Consider the following 17,741-nt stretch of genomic DNA (forward strand, 5'->3'; position numbering starts at 1 on the left):
GCGCATGACGACAGCAGCGGCGGCGGCAACGGCGCAGGTGGAGGATATGGCGGAGGGCGCAGGCGACGATACGTCCCGCCCCCGGCGGCGGCGGCGCACGCGCGAGGATGTGAGCCAGCGCATCAAGGATGCCGCCGCCCGGCTCTTCGCCGAGCGCGGCTATGCGGCCACCACGACGAAGGAGATCGCCCGGCTGGCGGATGTCAGCGAGACGCTGCTCTTCCGCTATCATGGCGACAAGGCGACGCTGTTCAGCCAGGTCGTGACCGAACCGTTTCAGGGCCTGATGGACGATTTCATCGCCCGCAACCCGGATCCCACGGCGGCGGACTTCACCCGGCACGCGACGCGCCCCTTCACCCGGCGCGTCTATGAGCTGTTCGAGGAGAATGAGGCGCTGTTTCGCGCGGTCATGGCCGGGCCGCATGCCGGCGCGGAGGAAGGCCGGGTCAACCCGCTCAAGGGTCTGGACGGCTTCTTCCACCAGTCGGTCGATCAGGTGCTGCGCCGCTATGCCAAGAAGGGCGAGAAGCCGTCCTTCGACCTGTCGATAGGCGTGCGCCTCGGCCTCGGCATGATCGCGGCCAGCGTGGTGATGCGCGATTCCCTCTTCCCCGACGGCGATCCCGACCGCGAAGCGCTGATCGGCGCGCTGGAGGAGATAGTGGAACGCGCGCTGGGCGGGCCCCGTCTCGATTAGAGGGCGTCTCGATTGACAGGTGCCCGCTCCTCTCTTATACAGTAAACACTACATAAGAGAGGAGCGGCGATATGGCCAGCAAGATCGCGATCCAGGATTTCGACGACATCACCTACAACCCGTTCGATTCGGACGAGATCAATTTCGGCGCGACGCTCGATCCCTATCCCCAGATCGCCGAATGGCGCGCCACCGCCCCCGTGATCGAGGGCGACTATCGCTCCAAAATGGGCCTCACCTCGGCGCTCTACCCCGATCGCAAGGTGTTCACGGTCGTCGGCACGAAGGAAATTCTCGAAACGCTGACCGACATGGACCGCTTTTCCAACGAGGGGTACAAGTTCAATATCGGCCGCACCTTCGGGGAAGGCAGCATCAGCACCATGGACAATCCGGAACATGGCCGCTGGCGCAAGATCTTCCAGAAAATCTTCCTGCCGCAGAATGTGAAGCCCTGGGGCGAGGAAATCGTCGATCCGATCGTCAAGGGCCTGATGGACAAGTTCATCCCGCGCGGCGAGGCCGACCTGATCGAGGAATTCACCATCCTCTATCCGTTCGCGATCATCTACAAGCAGCTCGATCTGCCGGTGGACGACATCAGGACGTTCCAGCGCCTCGCCATCGGCCAGACCGATTATGTCAACGCGGACAAGGCGATCGAGGCGGGGCGGAAACAGGGCGTCTATTTCTCCCAGCTGGTCGAGGAACGGCGCAAGCATCCGGGCGACGATCTCGTCAGCCTGCTGGCGAACACCGAGGTCGACGGCGACTATCTGCCCGACCTGGTGCTGATATCCTTCCTGCGCCAGCTGATGAACGCGGCCGGAGACACCACCTATCGCGGCACCAGCATCCTGCTGACCGCGCTGCTCGACAATCCCGACCAGTTCGACGCGATCCGCGCCGACCGCAGCCTCATTCCGCAGGCGATCGAGGAGGCGCTGCGCTGGGACGGGCCGGTGCTGGTGCAGCTGCGCATGGCGAAGGTCGACACGATGCTGGGCGGCGTCGCCATTCCGGCCGGATCGCTGCTCGACGTGGTGGCGGGCGCGGCCAATCGCGACCCCGCGATCTTCGCCGACCCGGACAGGTTCGACATCTTCCGCGAGCGCAAGCCGCATTTCTCCTTCTCGCGCGGGCCGCATATCTGCGTCGGCCAGCATCTCGCGCGCGTGGAGATGACCCGCGCGCTGCATGCGGTGCTGGACAATCTGCCCAATCTGCGGTTCGACCCGGACAAGCCCCGGCCGGAAATCCGTGGATCGATGATGCGGGTGCCCCGCCATCTCCATGTCCGCTTCGGCGACTGACCGGAATATTTGGGGGAGGATAGTCATCATGCCAGCCATTACAGTCATCACCCGCGAAGGCGAGGAGCGCGCCGTAGATGCCGGCGCCGGCCTGTCGCTGATGGAGGCGATCCGCGACGCGGGGATCGACGAGCTGCTCGCCCTGTGCGGCGGCTGCTGTTCCTGCGCGACCTGCCACGTCAAGGTCGATCCGGCCTTCCTGCCGCTGCTGCCCGCGATGAGCGAGGACGAGAGCGACCTGCTCGACAGTTCCGAGCATCGCGACGCCACCTCCCGCCTGTCCTGCCAGATCAGCATGGGCGAGGAACTGGCCGGGCTGCGCGTCACCATCGCCCCCGAAGACTGAGCGGAGCCACCGACATGCAGACCGATCAGCAAGAGACCCTTTCCCGGCCCGATCATATCCCGGCCGAACTGGTCCATGATTTCAACCTCTACGACATTCCCGGCGCGGCCGAGGATGTGCAGGCGGCCTATGCGGCGATCCAGCAGGCCGCGCCCGATATCTTCTGGACGCCGCATAATGGCGGCCACTGGGTCGCGACGCGCGGCGAGGATATCATCGCGATGCAGCGCGACTATCATCATTTCTCGCACAAGCATATCGTGCTGCCGCCGATGCCGGAGGGGACGCCGCGCCAGATTCCGCTGGAAATGGACCCGCCCGAACATGCGCGCTATCGCCGCCCGCTGATGCAGGCGCTGATGCCCTCGATCGTCGCGGAGCTGGAGAGCACGGTGGCGGCCGTCGCCATCGAGGCGATCGAGAAGGTGCTGCCGCGCGGCGAGTGCGAGTTCATCGAGGATTTCGCCAAGGTCCTGCCGATCCACGTCTTCCTGGAACTGGTGAACCTGCCCATCGAAGACAAGCATGTCCTGCTTCCCCTCGCCGAGGATTCGGTGCGCGGGCGCGATGCCGAAACCCGGCTGCGCGCCCATCGGGCGATGGGCGGCTATCTGCTCGACCATGTGCGCGCGCGGCGGGACAATCCGGGCGAGGACCTGCTCAGCAAGCTGGTCAATGTCGATCTGGGCGGGCAGCGCATCTCGGAAGAGGAGGCGGTCGCCTATGCAACGCTGGTGCTGTTCGGCGGGCTGGATACGGTGGCCGGGATGATCGGCTTCATCGCCCGCTTCCTCGCGCTCAATCCCGATCATCGCCGCCAACTGGTCGAGCGGATCGACGACGACGCTTTCCTGAAGCAGGCGATAGAGGAGCTGGTGCGCCGCCACGGCCTCGCCAATACCGCGCGCGTCGTCGCGGAGGATTTCGACTATAAGGGCATATCCTTCCGCGCGGGCGACCGCATCCTGCCCGCCAATCTCTTCGTCGGCATGGACGACCGGCTGAACGACAATCCGCTGGTGGTCGATTTCAACCGCGAGAAGCCGGTGCATGCGGCGTTCGGCAACGGCCCCCATGCCTGCCCCGGCGCGGTGCTCGCCCGGCGAGAGATCAGGATCTTCCTGCAGGAATGGCTGCGCCGCATCCCCGATTTCCGGATCAGGCCCGGCACCACGCCGCTATTGGCGACCGGCATGGTGAACGGCGTGCTGCGGCTGGAGCTGGTCTGGCCCTGACCCCCTTGCATCGGCGGGCAGGGCTGGACGATATCTCTTCCCACAGCCAATGAGCGGGGAGAGGTAGAGTGCCGCGCAAACCTGTGGATCAGCTCAATGCGGGGCGCGCCTTCTACGCCCGGTTGCTGCCGGGCGTGGAGGTCGATCATTTCGCCGCGCTCTGGCACATGTTCACGCTCGGCCATCTGGTCGCGACCGATCTGGACGGCATCGCGCGCGATATCGGGTGCAGCTTCGCCGATCTCGACTTCCTCGGCACGCTGGCGATAGACGAGCGCAAGGCGATGCGGGCGACGGACATCGCCTCGGCCCTCTACGTCTCCGACGCGGTGATCTCCACCCGCATCGCCCGGCTGGTGAAGGACGGCCTGATCGAGCGGCGGCGCAGCGACAGCGACCGGCGCGCCTTCGACCTGCGCCTGACCGACCGGGGCCATGCGATGCTGGAACAGGCGATCCGGCTGATCGCCAAGCAGGCGAAGATCGTCCGCTTCTTCCGCCAGCTCGCGCCGGAGGACCGGGAGGCGCTGGTGCGCATATTGGGCGACCTGCACCAGCGCTTCGACCGGGAATATGAGGGCGGCCCCTATCGCGATGATTAGGGGGCTAAAGGCTTTGCCGTTCAACCGCCCGCGCCCCTCCCCTATCATCCCGCCGACAGACGAAGCAGGAGGACGGGATGACCGACAGCAGGGCAAGAGAAACGAACGGGGAAACGGGCGAACGGCGGTTGATGACGAAGGCGGATCATGTCTTCGACCCGCTCGACCCGGCGACCATCGCCAATCCGGGGCCGGCCTATTCGGAACTGGCCGCGAAATGCCCCTTCTACCACTATCAGGGCAAGGACTATCAATTCTACATTACCAGCGATTACAAGGAAATTCGCGACACAATATTGTCCGACAACCCGGTCTGGTCGTTCAAATGGGGCGACGCGCCGATGGATTGGGAAAGCTTCAGCGATTTCGGCATCCTGACCGACCCGCCCTTCCACCTCGATTACATCGCCGCGCTGCGCAAGGGCATGACCCCGTCCCGCATGCGCTATTACCAGCCGGAGGTCGAGAAGATCGCCGAGGATCTGGTAAGCGCGATGGAGAAACGGGAGGACAGGCAGGGCAATTTCCACGATCTCTTCGCCCTGCCCCTGCCCGCGCGCACCATGTGCTTCATGCTGGGCGCCGATCAGGGCCTCTATGCGGACTACAAGCGCTGGGCCGATGAATTGCAGTCGCTGCTGTTCAACGACAAGGACCCGAATGCCGAACAGACGCTGATTTCCGAAATCCAGCCGCATTTCATGGGCCTGATCGAGGAACGCAAGCAGATGCTGCGCGATGCGGGCATCGATGAGCCCACCCATGAGCATTGGGGCACGGTGCTGCCCTTCGACTATATCTCGCTGGGGCTGGTCAGCCGCGTCGAGGGCCGCCGCTTCAACGACATGGAACTGTTCCAGATCTGCACCGCCTTCCTGACCGGCGGGCAGGAAACCACGACCAGCCTGCTCACCAATGTCGTCTGGCGGCTGCTGGAGGAACCGGAGCGCTGGGAACGGCTGAAGGCCGATCCGGGCCTGGTCGAGAATGCGATCGAGGAAAGCCTGCGCTTCGACCCGCCGATCAACTCGCATTTCCGCACCAGCCTCTGCCCGGTGACGATGCACGGCGCGGAATTGCCCGAACGCAGCAAGCTGATGTTCTCGATGATGGGGGCCAATCGCGATCCCGCAATCTTCCCCGATCCCGACAGCTTCAGGATCGACCGCCCGCTCAATCAGGTGAAGCGGCATCTGAGCTTCGGCTATGGCGTGCATTTCTGCCTCGGCGCGCCGATCGCCCGGCTGGAAGCGCAGATCGGCCTGCGCAAGCTGGTCGAGCGCCTGCCGAATCTGCGCCTGACCGGCGACCCCAGGCGCATCAACAGCTGGATATACTGGGGCCAGCGCGAGCTGCCGGTCGCCTGGGACTGATTCCGCGAAAAGCTGGCGGGCGATTCATCGCCTATCTGAATTGTCCGCCCCGCACCCCATCAGGGCCTTGGCGCTGCCGGCGCCATGGTTCACCCTGCGCCTGACGGTCGGCGCGCCTTCCCCTTTTCCGGGCAGGCGCGACGCACAGAAAAGGCAGAATGAAAGAGGATAAGCGCATGGCGGATTTCGATCTCATCATCCGGGGCGGCACCGTCCATGACGGCAGTGGCGGCGCGCCCTTCGTGGCGGATATCGCGGTGAAGGACGGCGTGATCGCGCAGGTGGGCAACGTCACCGGCACGGCCGCCGAGGAAATCGACGCCGCCGGGCGCATCGTGACGCCCGGCTTCGTCGACGTGCACACCCATTATGACGGCCAGATCACCTGGGAAAACCGCCTCGCCCCCTCGTCCGACCATGGCGTCACCACGGTGGTCATGGGCAATTGCGGCGTCGGCTTCGCGCCGTCGCGGCCGGAACATCGCCAGCTGATGATCAAATTGATGGAGGGCGTCGAGGATATCCCCGAAGTCGTCATGGCCGAGGGCGTGCCGTTCAACTGGGAAAGCTTCCCCGATTATCTCGACGCGATCGAGAAGCGGGAAAGCGACATCGATTTCGCCGCGCAGCTGCCGCACAGCCCGCTGCGCGTCTATGTGATGGGCGAGCGCGGCGCCAATCTGGAGCCGCCCACCGACGAGGATCTCGCCCGCATGCGCCGCCTGACGCGCGAAGCGATCGAGGCGGGCGCGCTCGGCGTCTCGACCTCGCGCAGCTTCGCCCATCAGTTCCGCGATGGCCGCCCCGCCCCCTCGGTCAGGACCGAGGATCAGGAAGTGCTCGCCCTTGCCGAAGGGCTGCGCGACGCGGGCAAGGGCGTGTTCCAGATGGTGCCGAGCTACGACGTCACCGCCGAGGAGCGCATGGGCCTGCTCAACGACATCGCCCGGACCTCCGGCCGACCGGTGTCCTTCACCTTCATGCAGACCCCGCAGGGGACCGAGGACTGGAAGACGATGCTGCGCGGCCTCGAAAGCGCGAAAGAAGAAGGGCTGGAGATAAGGGGCCAGATCATCCCGCGGCCGACCGGCGCGCTGCTGGGGCTGGAATTGTCGCTCCATCCCTTCGCCCTCAACCCCAGCTTCCGCGCGATCGAGAAGCTGCCGCTGGAGGAAAAGGTCGAACGCATGCGCGACCCGGCGTTCCGCAAGACACTGATCGCCGAGGAACCGGCCGATCCCAATGATTTCTTCCGCTATGTGATCAGCGATCTGGATGCGCTGTTCGTGCTCGGCAATCCCCCCAATTACAACCCGCGCCCGGACGAGAGCATCGCGGCGCGCGCCCGCGCGATGGGCGTCGATCCGAAGGAGCTCATCTACGACGCGCTGCTCCAGCGCGACGGGCATGAGGTGCTCTATCGCCCGATGGGCAATTCGGAAGGGGAGCGTTTCGAAAGCTCCGGCCGCAATCTGGTGAAGAACGACCGCACCTTCCCCGCGCTGGGCGACGGCGGCGCGCATTATGGCATGATCTGCGATGCGGCCTATACCACCTATTTCCTCACCTATTGGGTGCGCGACGCGAAGGAGGACCGCAAGATCGACCTTCCCTATGCGATCCGCAAGCTGACCCATGAACCGGCCGAGGCGGTCGGCCTCAAGGATCGCGGGCTCATCAGGCCCGGATACAAGGCCGACCTCAACGTCATCGACCTGGAAAGGCTGCACCTTTATGCCCCGCACGTGACCTACGACCTGCCGGCCGGCGGCAGGCGCCTGTCGCAGCGGGCGGACGGCTATGAGGCGACCATCGTCAGCGGCGTCGTCACCTATCGCAACGGCCGTTCCACCGGCGCGCTGCCGGGGCGGCTGGTGCGCGGCGGCAGGCCCGCGCCCGCGGGCGCGGCCGCACCCGCGCTCCAGCCCGCCTGAACCCCGACCGCCCGAAGGAGGCACCGCGACCCATGACCGACACAGATCTCACGCCGGACCTCGTCGCCTTCCTTCGGGAGCAGAAGGACCGGGCCGACATCCAGGCCTGCCTGCTGCGCTACACGCGCGGGGTGGACCGGCATGACCGGGACCTGATGCTCTCCGCCTATTGGCCCGACGCCTTCGACGAACATGGCGTGGCCGAGGGCGTCGCCGCCGATTTCGTGGACTGGGCGATCGGCTGGCATGGCGAGTTCCAGACCAAACATCAGCACATCATCGCCAATTCCACGATCGAGCTGGGCGGCGACACCGCCCATGGCGAAACCTATTATATATTCTGGGGCGAGAATCGCGAAGGCCCGCCGACGCTCGCCTTCGGGCGCTATGTCGACCGGTTCGAGCGGCGCAACGGGGAATGGCGCATCGCCCACCGCGTCTGCGTGAACGAGCTTTCCGGCCAGTTCGTCGCGCCCGAACTGCCGGAGGAATGGAAGGCGCTGATGTTCAAATCCGGCCCCAACCGGCGCGACAAGGAGGATATCTCCTATGTCCGCCCGTTGACCCGCGCGCGCGACAATGCTTGAAGGCCGATGATCGCGGAAAAGCGGAAGAAAGGATGAGGAATATGACATCAGCGCGCACCGTCATCGTGACCGGCGCCTTCGGCATATTGGGAAGCGCGGTCGCCGCCGCCTTCGCCGCGCAGGGCGACCGGGTCGCGCGCATCGACTATGCGCCCGCGCCCGCCGAGCCGTTGCCCGGCGGCGTGGATATCGGCGGCGTCGACCTGACCGATCCGGTCGCCGCGCAAAAGGCGGTGGCGGACGTCGCCGCCGCGATCGGCCCGGTGCAGATACTGGTCAATATCGCCGGCGGCTTCGTGTGGCAGACGCTGGCCGACGGCGGCATCGACACCTGGAACCGCATGTATGCGATGAACGCGGCCACCTGCGTCAACATGACCAGGGCCGCCCTCCCCGCCCTCACCGCGACGGCGGGCGCGCGCATCGTCAATATCGGCGCGGGCGGCGCGATCATGGCGGCGGCGGGCATGGGCAGCTATGCCGCATCGAAAAGCGCGGTGCACAGGCTGACCGAAAGCCTCGCCGCCGAGCTGGCGGACAAGGACATCACCGTCAACGCGATCCTGCCGAGCATCATCGACACGCCGACCAACCGCGCCGACATGCCCGACGCCGATTTCAGCACATGGGTGCAGCCCGCCGCGATCGCCGAGGTGATCCTGTTCCTCGCCTCGCCCGCCGCCCGCTCGATCAGCGGCGCGCTGATCCCGGTGTCGCGCGGGGGCTGAGCGGAGAAGAGAGAGGGAGGCCGGGCCGACCGACCTCCTTTCCTTCCTTTAGCTTACAATCTCGAACAGCGCCGCCGCGCCCATGCCGCCGCCGATGCACATGGTGACGACGGCGTTGCGCGCGCCCAGCCGCCGCCCGGCGAGCAGCGCATGGCCGGTCATCCTCGATCCGGTCATGCCGAAGGGGTGGCCGATGGAAATCGCCCCGCCATCGACATTCACCTTCGCCGGATCGATGCCGAGCCGGTCCCGGCAATAGAGCGCCTGGCTGGCATAGGCTTCGTTCAATTCCCACAGGTCGATATCATCGACGCCCATGCCCAGCCGGTCGAGCAGCTTGGGCACCGCGAATATCGGGCCGATGCCCATCTCGTCAGGCTCGCAGCCCGCGACCTGCATGCCCTTGTACAGCCCCAATATCGGGATGCCGCGCCGCGCCGCCTCGTCGGCGTCCATCACCACGCAGACGCTCGACCCGTCGGAAAGCTGGCTGCAATTGCCCGCCGTCACCGTGCCGCCTTCGAACAGCGGCTTGAGCTTCGCCAGCCCCTCCAATTGCGTGCCGGGGCGGTTGCACTCGTCGCGCGCCAGCGTCACTTCCTCCTGCCCCTGCACGGCAAGCGCCTTGTCGACGATGTTCCGCACCGTGGTGATCGGCACGATCTCCTGATCGAACCAGCCCTGTTCCTGCGCGGTGGCGGTGCGGCTCTGGCTGGTGACGGCGAATTCGTCCTGCGCCTCGCGGCTGACGCCATAGCGGCGGGCGACGATATCGCCGGTCAGGTTCATCGCCATATAAAGTTCGGGCTTGTGCTCCAGCAGCCACTCGTCTTTCGTGCGGAAGCTGTTGCGGTGCGGATCGACCAGCGACACCGTTTCGACGCCGCCCGCCACATAGATGCCCCCCTCGCCCGCGCGGATGCGCTGCGCGGCGAAGGCGATGGTCTGGAGGCCGGACGAGCATTTGCGGTCGAGCGTCACGCCGCACACGCCGATCGGCAGGCCCGCGCGCAGCGCCGCCTGTCGCGCGATGTTGGAGCCGACCGCGCCCTCGCAGCGCGCGGACCCCAGCAGCACATCCTCCACCTCGCCGGGGTCGATGCCCGCCCGCGCGACGGCGGCGGCGATGACATGACCGGCAAGGCTCGCCCCATGGATGTTGTTGAGCGACCCCCGATGCGCCTTGCCGATCGGGGTGCGCGCGGTCGCGACGATGGCTGCTTCTTTCATGACGTCTGCCCTCCAGCTCGATCCTTCCGCGAAATAGGCGCTGCCCGCGCGGCCCGCCATGCCGGCGCCGCATCATCACAATTCCGATCTTTTTCCGCGCCCTTGACCCTCGCCCCGCCGCCCAACAAAGCAGAGGGGAGCAGTTTGCGGCAAGGAGCCATCATGACCATCACCGTCGACAAGCAGGGGCCGGTCGCCATCGTGACGCTGGATCGTCCCCAGACCAAGAACGCGATCACGCAAGAGATGCGCGGCCAGCTTTACGGCGCGTTCGAGGATATCGCGCTGGATCATGAAGTGCGCGCCGTCATCCTGACCGGCGCGGGCGGCGATTTCTGTTCCGGCATGGATGTGGGCGGCATGGGCCGGGGCGGCGTCACCGGATCGATGGACCGGATGCATACGCTCAACCGCATCGCGAGGGCCATTTACGCACTGAAGAAACCCACGATCGCGGCGGTGCCGGGCGTGTGCGTGGGCGTCGGTTTTTCCTATGCGCTCGCCTGCGACATCGTGCTGGCGGGGGAGAAGGCGAAATTCGCCGCGATCTTCCGCAACATCGCGCTCGCCCCCGATGGCGGCCTCGTCTGGCATCTGCGCCAGTTGATCGGCGTGCAGAAGGCGAAGGAACTGGTCTATTCGGGCCGCATCATTCGCGCCGAAGAGGCGGTGGAGATGGGCATCGCCTATGAGAAGGTCGCCGACGGCGCGCTGATGGACCGGGCGATGGAACTGGCCGCCAGCTTCGCCGCCGGGCCGACCGTCGCCATGGGGCTGGCCAAGCGCCAGTTCGACCTCGCCTGGAACGCCAGCTTCGAGCAATATCTCGACATGGAGGCGACGATGCAGCCCATTGCCAGCCGCACCGAGGACCATGAGGAGGGCCTCCGCGCGTTTCGCGAAAAGCGGAAACCGGAATTCCGGGGGGAATGACCGCGATGCTCCAGCCAGAGGCCGAATGGCGCGCCCACCTTGCCGGGGGACGCTTCATGATCCAGCGCAGCCGCTCGACCGGCGGCCATGTCTTTTACCCGCGCGTGGCGGAACCCGGTACCGGCGCGGAGGATCTCGAATGGGTCGAGGCGTCGGGCGAGGGCGTCGTCCATGCCGTCACCGTCGTGCGCAAGAAGGACCCGGCGGACAATTACAATGTCGTGCTGGTCGATCTGGCCGAGGGGCCGCGGCTGATGAGCCGGGTCGACGGCCTTCCCGCCGATCGGGTGGCGATCGGTCTCAAGGTCCGCGCCCGTATCATCGAAGAAGGGGACACGCCTTTGCTCGTCTTTGTGCCCGCATGACCATGACCCACGGATTTCCGCGCGGCCGCGCCGCCATCGTCGGGGCGGCGACCTTCGGCATCGGCAAATGCCCCGGCATCTCGGCGGTGGACATGGCGGCGAAGGCCGCGCTGCTGGCGCTGGCCGACGCGGGCATTTCGCTGTCGGAGGTCGACGCCCTCTATACCTCCGCCCCCTATGAGGCGCTGGGGGGTATGGAACTGGCCGAATATCTGGGGCTGACCCCGGAGATCACCGACTGCAACCGCACCGGCGGCTCGGCGTTCGAGGTCTATGTGCAGCAGGCGGCGCTGGCGCTGGATGCGGGGCTGATCGACTGCGCGCTGATCGCCTATGGCTCCAACCCGGCGAGCAACCCGCCGCCGGGCGTCGGCATGACCCGGCAAAGCCCGTGGGAAGCGCCCTATCGCCCGCTCGCGCCGATCTCCTCCTATGCGCTGGCGGCGAGCCGTCACATGCATCTCTACGGCACCACGCGCGAGCAGCTGGCCGAGGTCGCCGTCGCCGCCCGTCAATGGGCGCGGCTCAACCCCGAAGCGGCGGTGCGCGATCCGCTGACCGTCGACGAAGTGCTGGGCGCGCGCATGGTGTCGGACCCGCTGACGGTGCGCGATTGCTGCCTGTTCAACGACGGCGCGGCCGCCATAGTGATGGTGCGCGCCGACCGGGCGCGGGATTGCGCGAAAGCGCCCATCCCCGTGCTGGGCGCCGCCCATGCCGTCACCCACCGCGAGATCAGCTCCATGCCGGACCTGACGGTGACCGGCGCGGCGATCTCCGGCCCGCAGGCCTTCGCGCAGGCGGGCCTCGTCCCCGCGGATATCGACGTGGTGATGCTCTACGACGCCTTCACCATCACGCCGATCCTGTTTCTGGAGGATCTGGGCTTCTGCCCCAAGGGGGAAGGCGGGCGCTTCGTGTCGGGCGGCCATATCGCGCCCGGCGGCGGGCTGGCGGTCAACACCAATGGCGGGGGCCTCTCCTGCGTGCATCCGGGCATGTACGGCCTGTTCCTGCTGGTCGAGGCGGTGCGGCAATTGCGCGGCGCGGCGGGCGAGCGGCAGATAGCGGACGCCCATCTCGCGATCGCGCACGGCAATGGCGGCGTGCTGTCCAGCGAGGCCACCGTCGTGCTGGGAAGCGCGCAGGCAGCCGGATAATATGAACCAGTTCGGAGAGCGATCATGATAATCAGGCCCATGGACGGCCCGTTCGGCGCCGTCGCGGAGGATGTGGATCTGGCGGCGGACCAGAGCGAGGCGACGATGCGCGCGTTGATCGCCGCGTTGCACGAACATCAGATACTGGCGATTCCCGGCCAGTCGCTCAGCAACGATCTCTATGTCGCCTTCGGGCGGCATTGGGGCACGCCGCTCAATTTCTTCATCGACAGCCACCGGCGCGACGATCACCCGGAGATGATCCGCATCGCCAATGCCGCCGCCACGCCGGAACGCTATCGCGACGGGGCGATGCACTGGCATTCGGACAGCAGCTATGAGGAAGTGCCCGCCAGCGTCACCATGCTCTATGGCGTCGAGGCGCCGGAGCAGGGCGGCGAAACGCTGATCGCCAGCACGGTGCAGGCCTATGACGCGCTGGACGAGGCGATGAAGGCGCGGCTCGACGGCTTGACCGGCCTGCATTGCCTCGGCGGATCGCCCCCGCTGCCGGGCGAGAAAATCCCGTTCAACCCGGAAAGCACCGCCGCCAACGGCATCAGGAAGCATCCGCTGGTGATGCGCCATCCGGTGACCGGCCGCAGGGCACTCTTCCCCTCCGGCACGCTCTTCGGCTTCGAGGGGATGGACCGCGACGAGGGGCGCGAGCTTGTCGCGCAACTGCGCGCGCATGTGACGCGGCCGGAGTTCGTCACCAGCTACAAGGTCGGGGTGGGCGACATCTTCCTGTGGGACAATTTCCAGGTGCTGCACAGCGCGACGCCCATCGACTATTCGGACGAGCCGGGCAAGCGGCGCCTGCTCTACCGCATCAGCACCAAGGGAATTCCCGCCCTGTGCGAAGCCGCCGCCTGATCCGGCCGCGCCCAAACCCGCCACGTCATCGCCGGTCCAGTGCCCAGTCGATGCGGCTGGAAAGAAAATCCAGTACGGCGCGCACATGGGGCAGCGCCATGCGCTCCTGCGCGCTCATCAGCACGACGGCAAGCTCCGCCACGCCGAATTCCGGCATCACCTGCACCAGCCTGCCCGATTGCAGGTCGTCGCGCGCCAGCATCTCCAGATTCTGCGCGATGCCGAGGCCCGCGCGCGTCGCCGTCATGATCGCCGCGCCATCGTTGAAGGTGAAGGCTGCGGGCGGGCGCAGCTTCATCCTGCGCCCATGATGGATCAGCGTCCAGGGATTGCCGCCGGGCGTCTCGGTGCTGGCGTACAAGATGCAGCGATGATGCTTCAGCCCGTCCGGGTCGGCGGGCAGGCCGTGGCGCTCGATATAGGCGGGCGCGGCGAGGAATATCAGGCGCGTCATCCCCAGCGGGATGGTCCGCCAGCCCGACGCCGGCACCTCCCCTGCGCGCAGCACGATGTCGAAGCCGTCGATGCGGAAGAAGGTGCCCCGGTCGCCCAGGCTGAGGTCCAGCGTGATATTGGGATGAAGCCGGTGGAAATCGGCCAGCGCCGGGACGATGAACGCATGGCCCATCGACGCGGGCGCATCCAGCCGCACCCGGCCGCTCAGCCCCGCGCCGGGCCGCATCGCCCGCTCCGCCGTGGCGAAGGCGTCCAGCACGCCGCGCGCATGGTCGAGGAACTGCCGCCCGTCCTCGGTCAGGTCCACCCGGCGGGTCGTGCGGTTGAACAGGCCGACGCCCATATGCTCCTCCAGCCTGCGGATATGGAGCGTCGCCATCGCGGTGGAAATCCGCATCCGCACCGCCGCGCGGGTGAAGGAGCCGGTTTCGGCCACGGCGACGAAGACTTCCAGCGCGGTCATGCGGTCCATGTGCATCCTTCCCGCCATCCATGATCCTTCGCGCAGGATGCCGTTCCTCCCCCGTCCGGGGCAAGCCCGCGCCCGGCCTATCAAGAATGCGATCTGTTGCGCCCGCCCGCCGCCGCCGCTGGCCATCGGCATTTTCCGGCCGCAAGATAGCGGAAATTCGCGGGAGAAAAGCTATGCGGAAGGATTGGCCGGACTATGCCGACCTGCTCAAGGGCGCCGAGGCGCTGCTCGATCGGGTGGGCGGCCCCAAAGACGACAGGATCCGGGCGCAGCTGTTCAAGCAGTTCGCGATGAACCTCTCGCAGGGCTATTTCCTGCATTTCCAGTCGACGCCGGACCATCCCGAATTCGCGCCGTTCGAAAATTCCGTCTTTCTTGCCCAGCCCAATCCCGACGCCGTCTATTATTACGCCCCGGTCGACTGGCGCGGCACCTATCGCGTCAGCGGGGAAAGGGGCAATGCGCCGGTCGCGGGCTTCGCGCTGGGCAGCCGCATCATCGGCATGGACCCGGCGCCCGGCAAGGGGCTGGGCAATTACGACATGGACGATCTGACGCTGGACGAAGACGGGCGGTTCGAGGTGATCTTCTCGGCCGAGCGGCCGGAGGGCCATGCGGGCGACTGGCTGCCGCTGCAGCCGGAAACAGACTTCATCCTCGTCCGTCAATTCTCCTATGACTGGGGGCGGGAGCGGGACGTGCGCGTCGCGATAGAGCGGCTCGACGCGCCGCCGGTGCGCCCGCCGCTGACGGCGGAGGCAATCGACGCGAAGCTGACGCATCTGTTCGGCGGCTATGTGCGCAACCTGTCCGGCATCGCGATCGGCGCGGTCGGGCGCTGCGCGGAGCGCGGCTTCGTCAACCGCTTCAACCTCAACAGCTTTCAGGAGCTGGGCAACGGCAGGGACTGGCCGCAAGCCTATTGGGAAATGGTGTTCGATCTGGCGGAGGACGAGGCGCTGGTCATCGAAAGCGATCTGCCGGACGTGCGCCCCTATTGGAACGTGCAGGTGATCGACGCGCTCTGGAACCAGGTGGACTATGTCTATCGCCAATCCAGCCTCAACGGCCTGCAGGCGGCGGTGGACGACGACGGCAAGTTCCGCGCGGTGCTGGCCCATCGCGATCCGGGCGTCGCCAACTGGCTCGACACCGGGGGCAATCTCTACGGCATGCTGATCGGCCGCTGGTATCGCTGCTCCAGCCACCCGCTGCCCGCCGTCACCAGGGTGAAGTTCGCGGAGCTGGACCGGCACCTGCCCGAAAGCGCCGCGCGCATCGACCCGGCGGAGCGGGAAGAGGCGCTGCGCCGCCGCCGCATCGGTTCCCAGCTGCGCCGCAAATGGTGAAGCGAGGATGAGCGGCTTTCTGGACGAGCGCGCCGCTCTGGGCGGCAAGGTGGCGGCGGTGGTCGGCGGCGGGGGCGGCATCGGGGCGGGGATCGCTCTCGCGCTGGCGCGGGCGGGCGTGGACCTCGCGCTGTGCGATATCGACGGGGAGGCGCTGGCCGCGACAGGCGCCGCCGCCCGGCAAATGGGCCGCGCGGTCATGGCCATGACGCTGGACGCCACCGACGAAGCCGCGCTCGACGGTTTCTACGACGCGATCGAAGCGGAGTTTCCGAGGCTCGACATCCTCGTCAACGTCGCGGGCGGGACGAAACGGCAGCGGCTCGATCAGGCGGGCCGCGACGACATTCGCCGCGATATCGCGCGCAACTATGGCTATGTCGTGCAGTCGGTGCAGCGCGCCGTGCCGCTGATCCGCCGGTCGGGCGACGGGGGCAGCATCGTCAATTTCACGACGATAGAGGCCCATCGCGGCGCGGCGGGCTTTGCCGTCTATGCGGGCGCAAAGGCGGCGACCGCCAACTTCAGCCGCTCCATGGCGGTGGAGCTGGGCAAGGACAGGATCCGCGTCAACTGCATCGCGCCCGACACCACCCCGTCGCGGGGCAATATGCTGGCGATGCCGCCCGAATTCGCCGAAGGCTTCGCGCGGCTGCACCCCGCCGTCCGGTCGAAAGGCATGGAGATGTACATACCACGCGGCGAGCCGCCCCCGGTCGAGGCGCTGGCGGATGCGGTGCTGTTCCTGGCGTCGGACCTGTCGGCCTTCGTGTCCGGCACGACGCTGCATGTCGACGGCGGCACCATGGCGGCCGCCGGTTTCCTGGAGTGGCCCTTCGGCGACGGCTTCGTGCCCACGCCGCTCGCGGGCACGCTCCGCCATATGTATCGCGACGGAGAAGCCGGATGAAGCTCTATGCGTTGGCGCTGTCCCCCTTCGCCGCGCGGGTGCGGCTCGCGCTGCGGCTGAAGGGGCTGGACTATGAAATGCTCCCGCCGCCGGGCGGCAGCACCCGCTCGCCGGACTATCTGGCGATCAACCCGATCGGCAAGCTGCCGGTGCTGGTGACGGGCGACGGGCTGACCGTGCCGGAATCGGAAGTCATCATCGATTATCTGGAACAGCGCTTCCCGGACCCGCCGCTGATCCCCGCCGACCCCGCCCGGCGCGTGCGGATGGGCCTGATCGTCCGCGCCTTCGAACTCTACGCCACACCGGCGCTGTTCCGCCTGTTCGGGCAGATGGACCCCGCCACCCGCGACCCGGCGCGATGCGAGGCGGAAATCCTCCAGTGGCGCAACGGTCTCGCGCTGACCGACCATTTCGTCGCGGACGGCCCCTTCGCCGTGGGCGATGCCCCCGGCAAGGCGGACTGCATCCTGCTGCCCAGCCTGCTGCTGTGCGACGTGACCGCCGGGATTTTCGGGTTGGGCGATATCGTCGCCGACTATCCGCGCCTCGCGGGCTATCGCGAAAAGGCGCGGGCGCATGCGGATATGGGCGCGATCTGGGACGAGACGGCCGACGCGCTGCGCCGGTGGCGCGAGGCCGCAGGCTGAGGCAAAGGCCAATCATCGACAATGTGATGGGCGCGCATGCCTCTTGCTTTCACCCGATGGTCGGTTAGCAGAACGCCGATGTCGAGGGAGTATGACCATGAAAATAGTCGTGCCGATAAAGCGAGTGATTGATTACAATGTGAAGCCGCGGGTCAGGTCGGATGGGAGTGGAGTTGATCTTTCGAACGTGAAGATGAGCATGAACCCGTTCGACGAGATTGCGGTGGAGGAGGCGATCCGTCTGAAGGAGAAGGGGGTGGCGACCGAGGTTGTGGTGGTGTCGATCGGGGTGGCGAAGGCGCAGGAGACGCTGCGCACGGCGCTGGCGATGGGGGCGGACCGGGCGATCCTCATTGAGACCGAGGCCGAGGTGGAGCCGCTGGGCGTGGCGAAGCTCTTGTCGAAGGTGGCCGGGGAGGAACAGCCCGGCCTCGTGATATTGGGCAAGCAGGCGATCGACGACGACAGCAACCAGACCGGGCAGATGCTGGCGGCGCTCTTGGGCTGGGCGCAGGGCACGTT

19 protein-coding genes are annotated in these 17,741 nt (G+C 66.9%); 17 read left to right on the plus strand and 2 right to left on the minus strand.

Annotation, left to right across the window (positions count from 1 at the left end; all coding sequences use genetic code 11):
• Positions 1 to 4 precede the first annotated feature (4 nt).
• The 9 genes from GGR43_RS08205 to GGR43_RS08245 all read left to right on the plus strand — a co-directional run bounded on the left by GGR43_RS08205 (position 5) and on the right by GGR43_RS08245 (position 8,818).
• Complete coding sequence (locus GGR43_RS08205; protein WP_246343423.1) at positions 5 to 700, plus strand: TetR/AcrR family transcriptional regulator; 696 nt, start codon at positions 5 to 7, stop codon at positions 698 to 700.
• A gap of 71 nt (positions 701 to 771) precedes the next feature.
• Positions 772 to 2,013, plus strand: a complete 1,242-nt coding sequence (locus GGR43_RS08210; RefSeq protein ID WP_188071472.1) for a cytochrome P450 — start codon at positions 772 to 774, stop codon at positions 2,011 to 2,013.
• A 28-nt stretch (positions 2,014 to 2,041) separates the two neighbouring features.
• A complete protein-coding gene (locus GGR43_RS08215; protein WP_188071473.1) occupies positions 2,042 to 2,359 on the plus strand; it encodes a 2Fe-2S iron-sulfur cluster-binding protein in 318 nt (105 codons plus the stop codon).
• A 14-nt stretch (positions 2,360 to 2,373) separates the two neighbouring features.
• Entirely contained in the window at positions 2,374 to 3,594 is a 1,221-nt protein-coding gene (locus GGR43_RS08220; protein WP_188071474.1) for a cytochrome P450, read from the plus strand.
• Positions 3,595 to 3,662: 68 nt separating this feature from the next.
• Positions 3,663 to 4,196 carry a MarR family winged helix-turn-helix transcriptional regulator gene (locus GGR43_RS08225; protein ID WP_188071475.1) on the plus strand — a complete coding sequence of 178 codons (534 nt, stop codon included), beginning with the start codon at positions 3,663 to 3,665 and terminating at the stop codon, positions 4,194 to 4,196.
• A 77-nt stretch (positions 4,197 to 4,273) separates the two neighbouring features.
• Complete coding sequence (locus GGR43_RS08230; RefSeq protein ID WP_188071476.1) at positions 4,274 to 5,569, plus strand: cytochrome P450; 1,296 nt, start codon at positions 4,274 to 4,276, stop codon at positions 5,567 to 5,569.
• A 176-nt stretch (positions 5,570 to 5,745) separates the two neighbouring features.
• Complete coding sequence (locus GGR43_RS08235) at positions 5,746 to 7,503, plus strand: N-acyl-D-amino-acid deacylase family protein (RefSeq protein WP_188071477.1); 1,758 nt, start codon at positions 5,746 to 5,748, stop codon at positions 7,501 to 7,503.
• A 32-nt stretch (positions 7,504 to 7,535) separates the two neighbouring features.
• A complete protein-coding gene (locus GGR43_RS08240) occupies positions 7,536 to 8,090 on the plus strand; it encodes a nuclear transport factor 2 family protein (RefSeq protein WP_188071478.1) in 555 nt (184 codons plus the stop codon).
• A gap of 41 nt (positions 8,091 to 8,131) precedes the next feature.
• Complete coding sequence (locus tag GGR43_RS08245) at positions 8,132 to 8,818, plus strand: SDR family NAD(P)-dependent oxidoreductase (RefSeq protein ID WP_188071479.1); 687 nt, start codon at positions 8,132 to 8,134, stop codon at positions 8,816 to 8,818.
• Between the two features lie 48 nt (positions 8,819 to 8,866).
• Here the strand turns inward: GGR43_RS08245 and GGR43_RS08250 are convergent, their stop codons facing one another.
• Entirely contained in the window at positions 8,867 to 10,048 is a 1,182-nt protein-coding gene (locus GGR43_RS08250; RefSeq protein ID WP_188071480.1) for an acetyl-CoA C-acyltransferase, read from the minus strand.
• A 162-nt stretch (positions 10,049 to 10,210) separates the two neighbouring features.
• Between GGR43_RS08250 and GGR43_RS08255 the strand changes: the two genes are divergently transcribed.
• From GGR43_RS08255 to GGR43_RS08270, 4 genes are read left to right on the plus strand one after another with little or no spacing between them, the layout of a single operon-like run.
• A complete protein-coding gene (locus GGR43_RS08255) occupies positions 10,211 to 10,981 on the plus strand; it encodes an enoyl-CoA hydratase/isomerase family protein (RefSeq protein WP_188071481.1) in 771 nt (256 codons plus the stop codon).
• Positions 10,978 to 11,346, plus strand: a complete 369-nt coding sequence (locus GGR43_RS08260; protein WP_246343424.1) for a Zn-ribbon domain-containing OB-fold protein — start codon at positions 10,978 to 10,980, stop codon at positions 11,344 to 11,346. The genes GGR43_RS08255 and GGR43_RS08260 overlap by 4 nt, the downstream gene beginning before the upstream one ends.
• Positions 11,343 to 12,506, plus strand: a complete 1,164-nt coding sequence (locus GGR43_RS08265) for a thiolase (RefSeq protein WP_188071482.1) — start codon at positions 11,343 to 11,345, stop codon at positions 12,504 to 12,506. The genes GGR43_RS08260 and GGR43_RS08265 overlap by 4 nt, the downstream gene beginning before the upstream one ends.
• A 24-nt stretch (positions 12,507 to 12,530) precedes the next feature.
• The gene (locus tag GGR43_RS08270; RefSeq protein ID WP_188071483.1) at positions 12,531 to 13,382 is read left to right on the plus strand and encodes a TauD/TfdA dioxygenase family protein; all 852 of its coding nucleotides are present in this window, start codon (positions 12,531 to 12,533) and stop codon (positions 13,380 to 13,382) included.
• A gap of 25 nt (positions 13,383 to 13,407) precedes the next feature.
• On the opposite strand, the gene GGR43_RS08275 is transcribed toward GGR43_RS08270, so the two are convergent.
• Positions 13,408 to 14,310 carry a LysR family transcriptional regulator gene (locus GGR43_RS08275; RefSeq protein WP_188071484.1) on the minus strand — a complete coding sequence of 301 codons (903 nt, stop codon included), beginning with the start codon at positions 14,308 to 14,310 and terminating at the stop codon, positions 13,408 to 13,410.
• 173 nt (positions 14,311 to 14,483) lie between these two features.
• Between GGR43_RS08275 and GGR43_RS08280 the strand changes: the two genes are divergently transcribed.
• The 4 genes from GGR43_RS08280 to GGR43_RS08295 form a co-directional block, all read left to right on the plus strand.
• Entirely contained in the window at positions 14,484 to 15,659 is a 1,176-nt protein-coding gene (locus GGR43_RS08280; protein WP_188071485.1) for a DUF1214 domain-containing protein, read from the plus strand.
• A 7-nt stretch (positions 15,660 to 15,666) separates the two neighbouring features.
• Entirely contained in the window at positions 15,667 to 16,569 is a 903-nt protein-coding gene (locus GGR43_RS08285; RefSeq protein ID WP_188071486.1) for an SDR family NAD(P)-dependent oxidoreductase, read from the plus strand.
• Positions 16,566 to 17,219 carry a glutathione S-transferase family protein gene (locus GGR43_RS08290; protein ID WP_188071487.1) on the plus strand — a complete coding sequence of 218 codons (654 nt, stop codon included), beginning with the start codon at positions 16,566 to 16,568 and terminating at the stop codon, positions 17,217 to 17,219. Before GGR43_RS08285 ends, GGR43_RS08290 begins: the two co-directional genes overlap by 4 nt.
• A 97-nt stretch (positions 17,220 to 17,316) precedes the next feature.
• Positions 17,317 to 17,741 (plus strand): electron transfer flavoprotein subunit beta/FixA family protein (locus GGR43_RS08295; protein ID WP_188071488.1); only part of this gene is annotated, 425 nt, incomplete at its 3' end.

The sequence above is a fragment of the Sphingobium jiangsuense genome, from assembly GCF_014196495.1.
Classification (GTDB): domain Bacteria; phylum Pseudomonadota; class Alphaproteobacteria; order Sphingomonadales; family Sphingomonadaceae; genus Sphingobium; species Sphingobium jiangsuense.

Coding starts and splice junctions, on each gene's coding strand:
- GGR43_RS08255 (WP_188071481.1), top strand. CDS start 10,211: ATGACCATCACCGTCGACAAGCAGGGGCCGGTCGCCATCGTGACGCTG.
- GGR43_RS08290 (WP_188071487.1), top strand. CDS start 16,566: ATGAAGCTCTATGCGTTGGCGCTGTCCCCCTTCGCCGCGCGGGTGCGG.
- GGR43_RS08205 (WP_246343423.1), top strand. CDS start 5: ATGACGACAGCAGCGGCGGCGGCAACGGCGCAGGTGGAGGATATGGCG.
- GGR43_RS08285 (WP_188071486.1), top strand. CDS start 15,667: ATGAGCGGCTTTCTGGACGAGCGCGCCGCTCTGGGCGGCAAGGTGGCG.
- GGR43_RS08250 (WP_188071480.1), bottom strand. CDS start 10,048: ATGAAAGAAGCAGCCATCGTCGCGACCGCGCGCACCCCGATCGGCAAG.
- GGR43_RS08280 (WP_188071485.1), top strand. CDS start 14,484: ATGCGGAAGGATTGGCCGGACTATGCCGACCTGCTCAAGGGCGCCGAG.
- GGR43_RS08270 (WP_188071483.1), top strand. CDS start 12,531: ATGATAATCAGGCCCATGGACGGCCCGTTCGGCGCCGTCGCGGAGGAT.
- GGR43_RS08220 (WP_188071474.1), top strand. CDS start 2,374: ATGCAGACCGATCAGCAAGAGACCCTTTCCCGGCCCGATCATATCCCG.
- GGR43_RS08235 (WP_188071477.1), top strand. CDS start 5,746: ATGGCGGATTTCGATCTCATCATCCGGGGCGGCACCGTCCATGACGGC.
- GGR43_RS08210 (WP_188071472.1), top strand. CDS start 772: ATGGCCAGCAAGATCGCGATCCAGGATTTCGACGACATCACCTACAAC.
- GGR43_RS08215 (WP_188071473.1), top strand. CDS start 2,042: ATGCCAGCCATTACAGTCATCACCCGCGAAGGCGAGGAGCGCGCCGTA.
- GGR43_RS08275 (WP_188071484.1), bottom strand. CDS start 14,310: ATGGACCGCATGACCGCGCTGGAAGTCTTCGTCGCCGTGGCCGAAACC.
- GGR43_RS08230 (WP_188071476.1), top strand. CDS start 4,274: ATGACCGACAGCAGGGCAAGAGAAACGAACGGGGAAACGGGCGAACGG.
- GGR43_RS08265 (WP_188071482.1), top strand. CDS start 11,343: ATGACCATGACCCACGGATTTCCGCGCGGCCGCGCCGCCATCGTCGGG.
- GGR43_RS08245 (WP_188071479.1), top strand. CDS start 8,132: ATGACATCAGCGCGCACCGTCATCGTGACCGGCGCCTTCGGCATATTG.
- GGR43_RS08240 (WP_188071478.1), top strand. CDS start 7,536: ATGACCGACACAGATCTCACGCCGGACCTCGTCGCCTTCCTTCGGGAG.
- GGR43_RS08260 (WP_246343424.1), top strand. CDS start 10,978: ATGACCGCGATGCTCCAGCCAGAGGCCGAATGGCGCGCCCACCTTGCC.